The organism is Parabacteroides sp. 52, assembly GCF_010500925.1.
GTDB lineage: Bacteria > Bacteroidota > Bacteroidia > Bacteroidales > Tannerellaceae > QVMG01.
Genome location: NZ_QVMG01000015.1, coordinates 18,252 through 31,936, shown reverse-complemented (window position 1 = coordinate 31,936; position 13,685 = coordinate 18,252). Strand labels below are relative to the sequence as shown.

At 42.8% G+C, this 13,685-nt stretch carries 13 protein-coding genes; 7 read left to right on the top strand and 6 right to left on the bottom strand.

Annotated features, from left to right (window positions below; genetic code table 11):
• Positions 1-31 precede the first annotated feature (31 nt).
• Positions 32-1,393 carry an NAD(P)/FAD-dependent oxidoreductase gene (locus D0T51_RS09295; RefSeq protein ID WP_163728360.1) on the top strand — a complete coding sequence of 454 codons (1,362 nt, stop codon included), beginning with the start codon at positions 32-34 and terminating at the stop codon, positions 1,391-1,393.
• Here the strand turns inward: D0T51_RS09295 and D0T51_RS09290 are convergent.
• Genes D0T51_RS09290 through D0T51_RS09280 form a run of 3 tightly spaced genes read right to left on the bottom strand, consistent with a single transcriptional unit; the run spans position 1,390 to position 5,581 of the window.
• Complete coding sequence (locus D0T51_RS09290; RefSeq protein ID WP_163728358.1) at positions 1,390-2,718, bottom strand: PAS domain-containing sensor histidine kinase; 1,329 nt, start codon at positions 2,716-2,718, stop codon at positions 1,390-1,392. The two genes, D0T51_RS09295 and D0T51_RS09290, sit on opposite strands and share 4 nt — an antisense overlap.
• Before the next feature lie 11 nt (positions 2,719-2,729).
• The gene (locus D0T51_RS09285; RefSeq protein WP_163728356.1) at positions 2,730-4,100 is read right to left on the bottom strand and encodes a sigma-54 dependent transcriptional regulator; all 1,371 of its coding nucleotides are present in this window, start codon (positions 4,098-4,100) and stop codon (positions 2,730-2,732) included.
• A 47-nt stretch (positions 4,101-4,147) separates the two neighbouring features.
• A complete protein-coding gene (locus D0T51_RS09280) occupies positions 4,148-5,581 on the bottom strand; it encodes a TolC family protein (protein ID WP_373457016.1) in 1,434 nt (477 codons plus the stop codon).
• 281 nt (positions 5,582-5,862) lie between these two features.
• Between D0T51_RS09280 and D0T51_RS09275 the strand changes: the two genes are divergently transcribed.
• From D0T51_RS09275 to D0T51_RS09265, 3 genes are all read left to right on the top strand, one after another.
• Positions 5,863-6,507, top strand: a complete 645-nt coding sequence (locus tag D0T51_RS09275) for a DUF2975 domain-containing protein (protein WP_163728351.1) — start codon at positions 5,863-5,865, stop codon at positions 6,505-6,507.
• 163 nt (positions 6,508-6,670) lie between these two features.
• Entirely contained in the window at positions 6,671-7,417 is a 747-nt protein-coding gene (locus tag D0T51_RS09270; RefSeq protein WP_203583362.1) for a CPBP family intramembrane glutamic endopeptidase, read from the top strand.
• 7 nt (positions 7,418-7,424) lie between these two features.
• Positions 7,425-7,634 (top strand): helix-turn-helix transcriptional regulator, encoded by a 210-nt coding sequence (locus D0T51_RS09265; RefSeq protein WP_163728347.1) that lies wholly within the window; start codon positions 7,425-7,427, stop codon positions 7,632-7,634.
• A 62-nt stretch (positions 7,635-7,696) separates the two neighbouring features.
• Here the strand turns inward: D0T51_RS09265 and D0T51_RS09260 are convergent, their stop codons facing one another.
• Positions 7,697-9,142 (bottom strand): M56 family metallopeptidase, encoded by a 1,446-nt coding sequence (locus D0T51_RS09260; protein WP_163728345.1) that lies wholly within the window; start codon positions 9,140-9,142, stop codon positions 7,697-7,699.
• 9 nt (positions 9,143-9,151) lie between these two features.
• Positions 9,152-9,529, bottom strand: a complete 378-nt coding sequence (locus D0T51_RS09255; protein ID WP_239056763.1) for a BlaI/MecI/CopY family transcriptional regulator — start codon at positions 9,527-9,529, stop codon at positions 9,152-9,154.
• A 183-nt stretch (positions 9,530-9,712) separates the two neighbouring features.
• Here D0T51_RS09255 and pdxB point away from each other — a divergent pair, with 183 nt between their 5' ends.
• A complete protein-coding gene (pdxB, locus tag D0T51_RS09250; protein WP_163728343.1) occupies positions 9,713-10,822 on the top strand; it encodes a 4-phosphoerythronate dehydrogenase PdxB in 1,110 nt (369 codons plus the stop codon).
• Between the two features lie 122 nt (positions 10,823-10,944).
• Positions 10,945-11,472, top strand: a complete 528-nt coding sequence (locus tag D0T51_RS09245) for a copper resistance protein NlpE N-terminal domain-containing protein (RefSeq protein ID WP_163728341.1) — start codon at positions 10,945-10,947, stop codon at positions 11,470-11,472.
• Positions 11,473-11,554: 82 nt separating this feature from the next.
• On the opposite strand, the gene D0T51_RS09240 is transcribed toward D0T51_RS09245, so the two are convergent.
• Positions 11,555-12,742, bottom strand: coding sequence for an aminopeptidase C (locus tag D0T51_RS09240; protein WP_163728339.1), 1,188 nt, complete (start codon positions 12,740-12,742; stop codon positions 11,555-11,557).
• A gap of 115 nt (positions 12,743-12,857) precedes the next feature.
• Here D0T51_RS09240 and proC point away from each other — a divergent pair, with 115 nt between their 5' ends.
• Positions 12,858-13,661: a pyrroline-5-carboxylate reductase gene (proC, locus tag D0T51_RS09235; protein WP_163728337.1), complete on the top strand. Its 804-nt coding sequence runs from the start codon at positions 12,858-12,860 to the stop codon at positions 13,659-13,661.
• Positions 13,662-13,685 lie beyond the last annotated feature (24 nt).

Below are 13,685 nucleotides of genomic sequence, written 5' to 3'. Positions count from 1 at the left end.
CATAGAATACGGAAGAAAATAATTTAATTGAATGAAAACACAATTAGACCAAATGGAAGAAGAGGGATTGAGTAGACGGGACTTTCTGAAATATGCAACAGCACTGGGTCTCTTACCTTTTATAAACTCACAAGAATCAAAAGCCTTCTCAAGCAAGGCAAAAGGAAAGATCGTTATTATCGGAGGGGGAGCTGCAGGTATCAGTATGGCTGCCCGTTTGAAAAGTTGGTTGAAGAATCCACAAATTGTATTAATAGATCCGAGCGACCGCCAATATTATCAACCCGGTTTTACCTTGATAGCCTCCGGTGTTTACAACGCGGATGAGGTATGGAAAAAACAAGAAAACTGTATCCCCCAAGGCATTGTCTGGATGAAAGACACTGTTACGGCTATCGATCCGGTTACGAATGAAATAAGGACCGCTGCCAATGGGAAAGTATCCTATGACTTTTTGGTGTTGACTCCCGGTTTGCAGATTAACTGGAATAAGGTCGAAGGTATCACCTATGACACCCTGGGACAAGGGAATGCCCATTCTATTTACGACTACCGGGGGGCTCAGCAAACCTGGAAGGCCATACAGGAATTTGCAAAGACAGGCGGGAAAGGCATATATACAGACACCTATACCAAGCATAAATGCGGGGGCGCTCCCAAGAAAATATGTTTGTTGACAGAGCATTATACCCGCAAGCAGCAAGCCCGGGAAAAGGTGAACTTTCATTTTTATACCGCCTCCAAAGTATTATATGATGTGCCTTATTTTACCCCTCGCCTGTTGGATATCTATAAAGAGAGAAATATACCTATACAAGTGAATGTACGGGTCAAAGGAGTGGATACGGCCGCCAAACAAGTACATTTTGAAAAAATAGAAACGGTAAATGAAGAGAAGATCTCTACCTTTTTCAAAGAGGATTATGATTTTCTGCATTTCACCCCACCGATGTCCGCTCCGGATTTTATCCGCGACGCCGGCTTGGGATGGACAGAAGGCAAGCTGGCAGCGGACAGCTGGGTGATGGTTGATAATGAAACATTGATTCATAAGACTTATCCTAATATTATTTCCCTGGGTGACTGTGCCGGTATCTCAACAAGTAAAACCTCGGCCGCTATTCGTATGCAAGTGCCGATTGCTGCAAAGAATCTTATTTCTGTGATGGAGGGCAAAGAACCTATGGAAAAATATGATGGGTATGCCGCTTGTCCGATTGTGACGGATTACGGACATGTGTTGATGTGTGAATTTGACTTCGCAAAGCAACGAAAGAGTTCTTTCCCTTTCAGCCTGATGGATGCATCCAAAGAATCCCGTCTGGCCTGGTTGGTGAAGGTGTATGCGCTTAAACCTTTATATTTTTATGGGATGCTGAAAGGATATGCTTAAATGAAGCTTTCCTTTAGAGGCGTTTCGTGAAAAAAGATTTTGAATCGTGTCAATCCGTCCGGATAGGAACGAAGCGAGAAAGTACAATGATGCTTTTGCAGGATTTCCCGGATAAGGATAAGACCTATGCCTTGTCCGTTGGGTTTGGTTGAGAAAAAGGGAGTGAAGAGTTTGGCTTCAGTCTCTTTTTTTATGCCTTTACCCGTATCGGCTATTTCGAGACAAGCCGGGTATTGGGTGGTTCGGATATATATTTCTCCTTTGTTTTCAATCGCTTCGGCTGCGTTTTTAATGATATTAACCAATACTTGTTCGAAAAGGCTATTGTCGATAGATACTACAGGGGAGGTTTCCGACAGCTCCATCAGGATGTGGATATCCCGGTTCCGGCAGATCGTTTCCATAAAACGTTTACAGGAAATAACCACGCTGTTTAGTGCATACTGACGGATCTCCGGTTCGGGTATGCGAACCACATCGGCAAAGTTCGTTATAAAATGACTCATCCGGTAACAACGTTCGATCGAGGCCTGTAATACCTCGCATACATCTTCCATGTTTTCTACTTCCCGGAAGGCATTTTCGAGGGTGTCCAGGGTTGAGGTGATACCGGCTGTCGTATTATTCACCTCATGGGCAATCATTCTTATCACCTTTTCATAGGCTTTCTTTTCTATTTTAAACACTTCTTGCGTCAGCGACTCTATAAGGAAGAAGGAGTGATGAAATCCTTTGTCGACAAAAGAAGAGTGTGTGCATTTGTATATATGGGCATTATTCAACCGGATGGTCGGCGCTTCGTGTAAAGGGATGTGAATTAATTCCGCAGTGAGGGGAGAATCGATTTCTGTAAATTCTTTTCCAACAAACTCTTCCATGCAGTGGATCCCGATCATTTGACTGGCTGCTGCATTGACCGATTGTATCTTTCTCTCCAGGTCGAGTATGATGACTCCCAGGGGGGATGCATTGATTAACAGATCCAGGAAATGGTTTTGTTCCCTCAGGTGCAAACGTTCGTTTTTGAGTTGTTCCATCATCTTATTAAAGACATCAACTACTTTGTCGGCTTCTGTCTGTCCTACCCGTCCCAGCCGGGAGCTGAAGTCTTGTTCGCGCAGGAGTTCCATGCCATTGCCAATGATGTATAAGGGCTTAACGATGCGACGATAAAAAACGATAAGGTAGATTACCGTGAGGAGAACCAATCCTTCAACGATGAAGAATTGATAAATAGAAGAGGCATAAAAAGCCTGATAGGTCAATAGAGCCATTGTGGTTAACAAAAGAACTGTCAGTATCCCAAAAAGTCTTTTCAGTTTCATCCGGCTGTATTTTATTTGTCTGTAGCGATTCCGTATTTTTCCAACCGGCGGTATAGGGCGGCTCTGCTGATACCCAATGTGGATGCTACATGTGATAGATTGCCTTTATGGGTATCCAGGGCTTGTAAAATGGTTCTCTTTTCTATTTCATCCAAAGTCATGCCACCCCATGACACAGCAACAGGGGAGGCCGGATCCGTCGCTGAAAGGTTTTGTTTTTTGAAGTCGCTTGCCTCCAATCGGGCTTTGCCGGAAATGAGTATCGTGCGTTCGACCAGATTTTTTAATTCGCGTATATTGCCGGGGAAAGGCAGACTTTGTAGATAGACAAGTGCTTCGGATGAAAAATCAACCTCCGGTAGATGATTCGTCTCAGACTGTAAACGGGCAAAATAACGGGCCAGTAGAGGGATATCCTCCTTTCTTTCCCGTAGCGAAGGCAGGTGGATGTTTATCAGGTTGATTCTGTAGAACAGATCTTCCCGGAAAGAACGTGCGGCAACCATTTCTTTCAGATCGCAGTTGGTGGCACTTACCACCCGAATATCCACTTTGCGTGCCTGGCTATCTCCCAACACTTCAAAAGTCTGGTCTTGCAATACCCGGAGCAGTTTCACCTGACAGGATAATTCCAGATCACCGATCTCATCCAAAAAGATCGTTCCTTTGTGAGCCATCTCAAAACGTCCGGTCCGGTCGATGTAGGCGTCAGTAAATGCTCCTTTCTTATGGCCGAACATCTCACTCTCAAACAAGCTTTGCGAGAGGCCGCCTAAATTCACTTTGACGAAAGGTTCTTTCTTACGGGGACTATGCATGTGGATGGCTTCGGCGATCAATTCCTTGCCGGTGCCACTTTCTCCGGTGATTAAAACAGAGGCGTTGGTGGGGGAAATGCGGGAGACAGTGCCTAATACATCCAATAGGGCCGGGCTTTGTCCAATGATTTTGTCGAAGTGAAAAGTGTTTTTTGCCTCTTCCCGGTTCAATGGATGTTTTATTTCTTTCTGTTGTTCGCTCAGTGCGAGGGCGGTACGGATGGTGTTTAATAATACCAAATTGTTCCAGGGCTTGGTGATGAAATCGAATGCGCCAGCCTGCATCCCTTGTACAGCCAGAGCAATGGATCCCCAGGCTGTCATGAGAATAACCGGAACTTCGGGTGTAAATATCTTTATCTGTTTCAATAGTTGGATGCCTTCTTCCCCGGATGTTGTCAGGCTGAAGTTCATATCCAATAGGATCAATTGCGGAGCGGTGACGCGTACAATCTCTAAGGCCTCGTGGGGAGAGGAAACAGCCTCACAAATATATCCGGCTCTTTTTAATAAAAAAGAGAGGGAGGAACGGACAACGGCGTCATCATCAACTATTAATATCATAGGTCTCGTTATTGTTTGTAAAGATAGGCAGATTTTTTTGTATACTCTTATTTTCTGATAATCTCTTCAAAGTCTGCATCCAGGGTACGGTTATTCAGGAAGTCATACAAGGTAATACTGCGGATGTTGTAATAATAGTTCCAAAACATATACAATTCCTGTATATGTTTTTGGCGGGCATTGTCTTTGGATGTTTGTGCATCATTCAGATCCAGGATGCTGATCTTTCCGATAAGATAGGTTTCAATCGAGGTCTGGTATCTCTTTTCTGCCAGTTCATCTACTTCGGCGGCTATTTCCAGTTGCATCGCCTGGTTGTTGAAATTCTCTACAAGCAGAAATATGTCCTGATTGAATTTGATCTGTTCCTGGCGGGTGCGTGAAAGCACGACATCCCGGTTCGATTCGGCTACTTTTACTTTCCCTTTCCGTTTGCCCCAATCGATGAGCGGGATAGAAACACCTACTTCCAATACTTGGTTGTCCCGCAATGCCTGGTAAGCATCGGCCATTTTTTTATCTTTGCCGGTATAACCGATAGAAGCAAACAGGTTGATACTTCGTTGATTTCCTTTGGCTGTAGCCACTTCGTAGTCGGCTTCCAATTGGCGGCGTAAAATATTCTGGGCAAAAGAGTTATTCTCCTGTGCCTTCTTTAATACTTCCTGATAATGCATCCGCAGGTTGGGTGCCAACTCCGGCAATATCGGATCAATGATGTCCTGTTCGCTCAGACCTAAAAAGGCACGAAGTTGAAACATATTGGCGTTTACGTTCGCTTGAGCTTCTGTAACTCTCCCTTTGGCCTGGAGGACGGATTGTTTCAGACGCATCCGTTCACTCTCGGAAAGATGTCCGATCTCTTTCTTGGCTACAGCAATTGCGTATATTTTATCTGCATTTTCCAGGTTTTGATTGGCTATGGTCAGATTCTCGCGCGCCAACAAAAGGTTAAAGAAATAGCTGATCGTTTTTAATGTAACATCTTCTACATTTTCGATATAAGCCGCCTGGGCTTCTTTGTATTTTATCGGTTCGATTTTATGTTCCCACTTATGATGATTGGTACCGAAGATGGGTTGTGTCCAGGTAAGCCCGATAGGAACGCTCATATATTCATTGTATATGTTATCGCTCAACTGACGTGTAAAATCCAGGGAAGAGTTCAGGGCTATTTGGCCGCCGGTGAGTGCAATGTTCTGTGTGATTGCTAATTCCCCTTTCAACCCTAAAGAGTGGCTACGGATAAAAGAATAGGAACCATCCTCTTTCAGGTATTTATTGTATCGTTTATAATAATTGGGAAGACTTCCGCTGAAAGTCACCTCCGGTAATTGATCGGCCCGATGTGTACGGTATTCCCAGTAGGCCGTTTTTAACTCATTCAGGGCAACAGCCGCATCAACCGATTGCAATTGTCCCAACTGAATGGCTTCTTTTAAAGTCAGTTTGAGTCGATGAACATGCTCTTGTGGACGCATTTCCTGGATTATTGTTCCTGAGAGAAGAAGAAAAAGGAAGAATCTTTTCATTGTAATGCTTTTTTTCAATGGTTGGCAAAACCTATGCCAAAGACTTATTTGTCTGATTTACTGCGTTGTTGATTGGTTTAAAGTGTTCGGAAACGAACACTGTGTCCGCTTTTAACAGAAAATAATTATCGAAAAACGATAAAAATACTTGCGGAATTCAAAAACTATGTATTTCTTTGCGTATCGAAAAACGATAAATAATATTTGAAAAACAATTAAAAATAGAAGTTATGAAGAAACGTTTTAATTTAATTACACTACTGATTATATGTGCTTTTGGACTTCATCTTACCGCCTTTTTTGTCGAAGAATTCGGTGATTCGAAAGATAGTTTCATGCGAGGTTATAAAGAGGGAGTAACGGGAGTTGTGGATACTGATCTTTATTATCTGACACTTGTTCCGACAGACTATGCGCAGATGACGGATTCGGTGTATAATCAGAAAAGCGAAAGCTGGCTTCCGGCAAGGACTATGGAAACAGTGGTTTTGGCACCAGCAAGCCTTTCCCGTCCGTTAAATATGTTTTGGGTATTCCTTGGTGTATTACTTTTGATAGCGGCCTTTTTCCTTATCGTGGTTTGTTTTATCAAGCTGATTCTGGCAGTGAATAAGTCGATCATTTTTGAATGGGTCAATGTAACCCGGTTACGGGAAATCGGAGGAGGTTTCATCACGCTGTTTATCGTAAATGTCTGTATAGAGTATTTTTATTATCAGCAGGCGATGGAAGCCATTCAAATTCCGGATTATGTAATCAGTAACGGCAGTATTATTAAAGCGAGTACGTTGATCCTGGGCTTGGTATCTTTCCTGGTGGCAGAGATTTTCTCGGTGGGTTTAAAATTGAAAGAGGAACAGGATCTGACAATATAAGTGTGTAGAAACTTTCGAATAAAGAGAGAGGTGTAAAAAATAAAAATTAACAATATAAAAAATAATTATCATGGTAAAAACAACAATAAAACTGTTATTGATCTATTTCGCAATACAGATTTGTGTAATGTTCCCGATTGCAATCTATTCCGTTATAAATAGTATGGCGAAAGGGGGTGAACCCGGGGGGGCTATATCTATGACAGGCATGGCCATAGGTACTCTTCTTTCGGCTATCCTTCTAAGCTTGTATTTGTATAAAAAACACTATTTTAATACGGATAAACAAACCTGGGAGATGGCTTCTCCTGTCAAAATGATTTTGTTATGCCTGGCTTTGGTTCTCTCTTATAACATACTGTATGATGTGTTTGCAACCTATGTGCCGCTTCCGAATCTATTAGAAGATATGTTTATAGATATGAGTGGGAACCTGTTTGGTATATTGGCTGTGGTAATTGTAGGGCCGATTATGGAGGAATTACTTTTCCGTGGGACGTTTATGCGTCTATTCATGCAAAAGCTGTCTCCGGCACAGGCGATTTTTGTATCTGCCCTTATCTTTGGGCTTGTTCATGGCAATCCGGCCCAGGTGGTAAATGCCTTTTTTATCGGACTCCTTTTGGGATGGATTTATTATAAGACCGGAAGTTTATTGCCCGTAATCCTTATACATATACTTAATAACGGAGCCTCCGTATTCCTGATGCGGTATTACCCGGATGCGAAATACCTGGTAGATCTGACCGGACCTACTGCTTATTGGTATTGGATTTCAGGAGCTGCAATTCTCTTTATCCTCTCTCTTGTGGTGATAAAAAAGATGAAAGCAGTGGACTGGCCTGTACCTCAGGTAGCCGAACTAACTCAACCGGAGGCCTCAGAGTCCGTACAGGAAGAAAAATATTAAATAGCATATGGCAATTATTGTGAACTTAGATGTAATGATGGCTAAACGTAAGATCCAGTTGATGGATTTAGCCGAGCGGATTGATATCACGCCTGCCAATTTATCGATACTTAAAACGGGAAAAGCCAAAGCGATTCGTTTCTCAACGCTTGAGGCGATATGCAAAGAACTGAATTGCCAACCCGGGGATATTTTGGAATATAAAGAAGAAGATTGAAAAGGAAACGGAATAAAAGAAGAAAGGGCTGTCCAAAAAGTAAAGTTGGACAGCCCTTTTGTTCATTTGGCTTTTAACTGAATCGTATATTTCTGTTTGTTTTCTTCCACTTTGAAGGGAGACTTTTGGTAACCGATATGGCTTACCTCAATAATTGCATTGGGTTCGACATGCAGTATGAAGTTGCCATCCAGATCGGTAACAGTCCCTCGGGGCGAATCTTTGGTTACTACGTTGGCGCCAATTATTTTCTCTCCCGATTCACTTGTTACTTTACCCTGGATTTTGATTAAGGACTCATCCATTTTCTCCAGAATGGCTGTTAGTTCCTCAGAGGGGGATTGTTCTCCCTTTTTGGTGGTAATTAAGATGACTCCGTTAGCCGCTTTCTCTCCATATAAGTGGGTGGCAAGATGTTCTTTCAGTACGGAAAGGGAGGCGATCTCTTCTGCTTTGATATCTTGGAAGGAATGAGATACTTCTTTTCCATCCACCACAAGCAGAGGTTTGTGTAATTTCATCTTTTTACCTCCAATTACGACACTATTCGTCAGCGTGTCTTTTTCTGGTGTTATCGTTAGAGAGACAGGAGAAGTCTTTTTCTGTAACGAAGTTTCGGCGTGAGTCACGGTATATTCCGGTTCGGCAAAGGCCCAGAAGAAGAGAGCCAGTGCAGGCAGTATCAATAAAGCAAATAATTTCTTTAATGGATGGGAATTATTTTTATTCATCATCTTTATACGTTTTAATTGGTTTGAATAACTGAATGAGTTTACCAGCGGAAAAACAGGGGTTTTTAGCCATAGATTGACCATCACAGACAGGTAATCGGCCCTGTTGTATTTGTTCAGGACGGCATTGTCGGCCAAATATTCATGATTTTCCCGCACAGCTTTTTCATAAAACCATACAAAAGGATTAAACCACCAGACGATCTGCAATATATTGGTCAGTAACAGATCAAACCAATGACATTGTCGGATATGTGCTTCTTCATGTTTGACAATCATCTCTTCTTCATTAGCCTGGATCAAGGTATCCGGAAGGAAGAGGAAACGAAAGAAAGAAAAAGAAGCATCAAATGCCGGTGATTTTACCAAATGATAGTTGTTGAGTTTCTGATAACCATAGGTACGAATAACCGCATACAACCGCGATAAGCCGATGAACCGGTATATCAGTAGAACACTTACTCCCAGGAAATAGATAACCCATAGGAGATCATTGAATAAGAAAGGGTTATCTGTCTTTTCACTCACCGTCTCCGGTACATAAGAAGGAGAGGAGAGGGGAAGGACAGAAGGCACAACAGAAAGAGAAGGAGCCATCTCTTCCACCGGATAATGTACATCTATCAGAGGAAGAAACAGCGCAGCCATAATACCTGTCAACAGGAAGAAGCGATTGAAGCGGTGAAAACTTTCCCGGCGTAAACAGCATTGATAAATACTCCCGAATACGAGAAGTATAAGACCTACTTTCAGACTATATATTCCGAACGTTTCCATACCTCACGATTATTTGGTTTGACTCTCTTTGATTTCCCGTTTAACTTCTTCCAGTAAGGCTTCCATTTCCTGAACACTCAGATTGGATTCCTTGGCGAAAAAAGAAGTCATAGAAGAAAAAGAATTATTAAAATAATCTTTCAACATACCAAAAAGCTGATCTTTGGAATAATCGGCTTTGGCTATGAGAGGGTAATAGGTGAATCCGCGTCCACTGGCCTTGTGGTCGACAAATCCCTTGCTTTCCAAAATACGAATAATCGTAGACACAGTGGTGCGCGAGGGTTTCGGATCCTCAAAACATTCACGTACCTCTTGTACCGGAGCTTCTCCCAGTTTCCATAAATATTGCATGACCTGTTCTTCTGCTTTGGTGAGTTGCATCATTTTATCCTTTCTTATTGTTATGTACCGGTGCAAATATATGACTAAAAAGTTAGTCGGCAAATATTTTATCATTTATTTGACTAAAAAATTAGACAAATAGGCTTTTTGTTCCGGTTTCCTCTCTCTTTTCATGGAATCTCTCTACCTTTACACACGAAAAAACAAGCCGAAGCAAAGACGATTATGATTATTGTGGCAGACAATACCATCCCTTTCTTGAAGGGAGTGATTGAACCTTTAGGTGAGGTTCGCTATATACCTTCCAGTCAGTTTACTGCGGAAGCCGTGCAGAATGCCGATGTGTTGATTGTGCGCAGTATAGATAAATGCACACCTTCTATTCTGGAAGGAAGCCGTGTCAAATTAATCACAACAGCGACCATCGGTTTTGATCATATTGACACCCGCTACTGTGAGGCTGCCGGTATAAGTTGGAAGAATGCTCCGGGATGTAATGCCCGTTCGGTTGGCGAATATGTTTTAGCCTGTCTGGTCACTCTTTCTTTGCGCACAAACGAACCTTTGACAAACAAAACCCTGGGTATTGTCGGACTAGGCCATGTGGGCCGGGAAGTAGAAGCGCTTTGTACGGCTTATGGCATGCGGATATTGTGCAATGATCCTCCGCGTGCGGAAAAAGAGGGCGGAGACGGTTTTGTCTCTCTCGATACGCTGGCGCGGGAAGCCGATATAATCACTTTTCATACCCCATTAAACCGGGAGGGGAAACACCCAACTTATCATTTACTCGATACTCCTTTTGTGCAGCGATTAGAAAAGAAGCCCTGGTTGATCAACAGTTGCCGGGGAGCTGTTCATGACACCTCCGCTCTGCTGTATGGCTTGGAAAAGGGGAAGATAAATCAGTTAATCCTTGATTGTTGGGAAAACGAACCGCATATATCGGCTGAGTTATTGGCGCAAACGGCTATAGCGACCCCTCATATTGCCGGTTTTTCGGCAGATGGAAAGGCGAATGCTACGCGTATCTGCCTGGAAGAGATCAGTCGCTTCTTTCAAATACCCATTGACCGGATAGGGCAGGTGCAGCCGGAAGCTCCCGCCAACCCATTCATTGATCTTTCTGCCTTCCCGACGAACCGGGTGGAACAGGCCATTTTATCCTGTTTCAATCCGTTGCCCGTAGACCTTTCTTTGCGTCAGGAGAAGGAGGACTTCGAATTATTCCGTAAAAACTATAATTATCCCCGTGAGTTTAAGGCATATACTGTCTTGAACGCATTGCCTGAAGAAGCCGTTTTGTTAGGGCGCCTGGGCTTTAATCTAAGATAAAAACGATACACTTTTTTCATACGGCAATTTATGTATTGATTCACAAAGTGATGGTTTTTCAAAACAATTACTAGGTGGTATGTTGTTCTATGTGCAAGGTGAAACCCAAATAGAATAATAAAATGAAAAAGTATGTAATGGGCTTATTAGCCCTTGTTTTGCTGGTTGCTTGTAGTAATAAACAAGCCAAGAAGGAGGTCCCCTCTATGGTAGAAGAAGAAACGATTGTTGTTTCTGAAACACCTGAAAAGGTAGTGAATATGCGTGATTCGTTGCCGATAGAAGAAGGCAAAGGAGCCGTGATAGAGAGAAGGTATAATGGTTTGCTTCCCGGGGCAGACGTGCCGGGTATTGCATATGATTTGACTTTGTACTTCCAACAAGACAGTGAAGACGGTGTTTTTAATCTGAAGATGACTTATCTGGATGCCGAAGACGGGCAGGATAAGCCTTTTTCAACGTATGGAAAACGTAAAATACAAAGAGGCATTCCCGGGGATGAACAGGCAATCGTTTATAAATTATTCCCCAATGATGGAGGAAAAGAAATTGCTTTTCTTCTTTTGGAAGAGGGAGACTTACTATTTTTGAATGAAGAAATGGCGCGAATAGACTCTGACCTTAACTATACGCTGAAACTTGTGAAATGATTTGTTCTTGTATTGAAAACAGAAAAGGCGGGATCTGATGGGATTCCGCCTTTTCTTCTTTTGTATACCCTTTCAGGTTGCTTTATTTGATACCCAATTTATTTTTGATAGCTTTGGGTAAAGCATCTTTGTGTACGATGATATCCATTGTTTTGTATTTGGCAAAAGTTTCGGATACATACCATATACCCTGGTATTTACTGTCTGTGCCCCATGAATTTTTCACCATATAAAATTTCTTTCCGTTTTGGTCTTTGGCAATACCAAAGATCTGCATACCGTGATCGTCCGTTGTCTGGTAGTTATCGAAAGCCTCCTGACGCATTTCTTGTGTAACAGTTACTTCCTGTACACCCGGTTGTTCAACCCGTTTGCGAATCTCTGCATTCTTTTCGGTAGCACTCAGTCCTACCCAATGATCCTGGTCGGAACCAGCTGTTTCAATTGCTTTGATATCGGGAGCAACACCTACACCGTTGCGTGTGAATCCGATTTCACTCACGTCAGAAGCCCAGGCAATGGTATATCCTGTGTGGATGGCATTGTCAAACACTTCCATGAGTTCGTCGATCGGCAAGTTGTACGAACCAGACCAGCGCCAGTTATCCTGTACTTCGATCGGGAAAACCGAATAGAAAGGATGATGGCTGTAAGAAGTCAACGACACATAGTCGTCGGCATTGATTCCTAATTCTTTGGCAAAACTAAGCGGTGTATATTCTTTTCCTTCATAATTGAAAGTCGTAGGCAAAGCACCCAGGTAAGCATCTGCTATACCGGCAAATCCTTTTTTCCAGGAAGTAGATAATTTACTGTTTTTGTTTTTGATGATAGCATCCACGTAACCTCTCATGGCAGCATCCATTTCGCCGTGCACATGAATGTCTTCTCCATACTCCAGGCCGGGCATAACCGATTCGGGAACGATACCGTAATGTTTGATAGCGTAGATAACATCATCAAAGGCTCCTCCTTGTGCAAATTCCATATTGCCGTGTAAACGGACATACTTTTCTGCTTTATCTCTGTAAGTATGGTTTACCACAAACATTTCCGACAGGTTGTGTTCGCCTTTTCCCATGCGGATCAGTTCCGATTCGATAAATCCCAAGGTGGAAAAACACCAACATGTTCCGGAACGATTTTGATTTTGAACGGGAGTGATTTTGAGTTCTTTTACAGGGGTAAATACATACCCGTTATTTTCTTGTGCTCCAACTGTTGTGAGCGAGCAGGCTATCATCGTAGAGATAGCGAGAAACTTCTTCATATACTTGCATTTAAGTGTGACATCTGTGTGCAAATATACAATAACCCTTTCAGACATCCGATTATTTTCTCTACATTTGTCGCTGCAATTGATAAAATATAACAATCTCAAACAAATGAAGATCGCGATAATAGGAGCGGGTAATATCGGAGGAGCCATTGCCTGTGGATTGGCCAAAGGAAGTATTTTTAAGGCTTCAGATATCATATGTACCACACGCTCGGCAGAGTCGCTTGCCAAAATCAAAGCGATGCATCCGGATTTTGTACTCACCCATGACAACCGGGAAGCAGCCCAGGCGGCGGATATCCTTGTCCTTGCAGTGAAACCCTGGCGGGTGGAAGAAATAGTGAATGAGATTAAACCCGTACTTGATTTTGACAAGCAGATGATTGTTTCGGTAGCGGCTGGTGTTACCTTTGATCAATTGAATACTTTCCTGACAAAGGATCTGGAATACGACTGTATGGTTACTCCAACTATTTTCCGTGTCATGCCCAATACAGCAATAGAAGTGATGCATAGCATGACTTTTGTTTCCAGCCGGAATGCTTCGGAGGAGCAGACGAACCTTCTGTTGCAGATTTTTAATGAATTGGGCAATGCGATGTTGATAGAAGAACGGTTGATGGCTGCCGGTACAGCTCTTGCTTCCAGTGGCATTGCTTTTGCGATGCGTTATATCCGTGCAGTGATTGAAGGTGGCGTGGAGTTGGGCTTTTATCCGCGTGAAGCGCAGGAGATTGTTGTCAATACGGTCAAAGGGGCTGTCGAACTTCTTTTGGCCAATCAAACGAATCCGGAAACGGAAATAGATAAGGTCACGACTCCCGGAGGTATTACGATAAAGGGGTTGAATGAAATGGAATTATCCGGATTCACCTCTTCGGTTATCCGCGGCTTGAAGGCCAGTAAGTAATTGAATGAACGATGAACGATTAAT

Bases quoted from the DNA above. Each gene is read 5' to 3' on its own strand.
- D0T51_RS09295 (WP_163728360.1), top strand. From the start codon at position 32: ATGAAAACACAATTAGACCAAATGGAAGAAGAGGGATTGAGTAGACGG.
- D0T51_RS09290 (WP_163728358.1), bottom strand. From the start codon at position 2,718: ATGAAACTGAAAAGACTTTTTGGGATACTGACAGTTCTTTTGTTAACC.
- D0T51_RS09285 (WP_163728356.1), bottom strand. From the start codon at position 4,100: ATGATATTAATAGTTGATGATGACGCCGTTGTCCGTTCCTCCCTCTCT.
- D0T51_RS09280 (WP_373457016.1), bottom strand. From the start codon at position 5,581: ATGCGTCCACAAGAGCATGTTCATCGACTCAAACTGACTTTAAAAGAA.
- D0T51_RS09275 (WP_163728351.1), top strand. From the start codon at position 5,863: ATGAAGAAACGTTTTAATTTAATTACACTACTGATTATATGTGCTTTT.
- D0T51_RS09270 (WP_203583362.1), top strand. From the start codon at position 6,671: ATGGCGAAAGGGGGTGAACCCGGGGGGGCTATATCTATGACAGGCATG.
- D0T51_RS09265 (WP_163728347.1), top strand. From the start codon at position 7,425: ATGGCAATTATTGTGAACTTAGATGTAATGATGGCTAAACGTAAGATC.
- D0T51_RS09260 (WP_163728345.1), bottom strand. From the start codon at position 9,142: ATGGAAACGTTCGGAATATATAGTCTGAAAGTAGGTCTTATACTTCTC.
- D0T51_RS09255 (WP_239056763.1), bottom strand. From the start codon at position 9,529: ATGATGCAACTCACCAAAGCAGAAGAACAGGTCATGCAATATTTATGG.
- pdxB (WP_163728343.1), top strand. From the start codon at position 9,713: ATGATTATTGTGGCAGACAATACCATCCCTTTCTTGAAGGGAGTGATT.
- D0T51_RS09245 (WP_163728341.1), top strand. From the start codon at position 10,945: ATGAAAAAGTATGTAATGGGCTTATTAGCCCTTGTTTTGCTGGTTGCT.
- D0T51_RS09240 (WP_163728339.1), bottom strand. From the start codon at position 12,742: ATGAAGAAGTTTCTCGCTATCTCTACGATGATAGCCTGCTCGCTCACA.
- proC (WP_163728337.1), top strand. From the start codon at position 12,858: ATGAAGATCGCGATAATAGGAGCGGGTAATATCGGAGGAGCCATTGCC.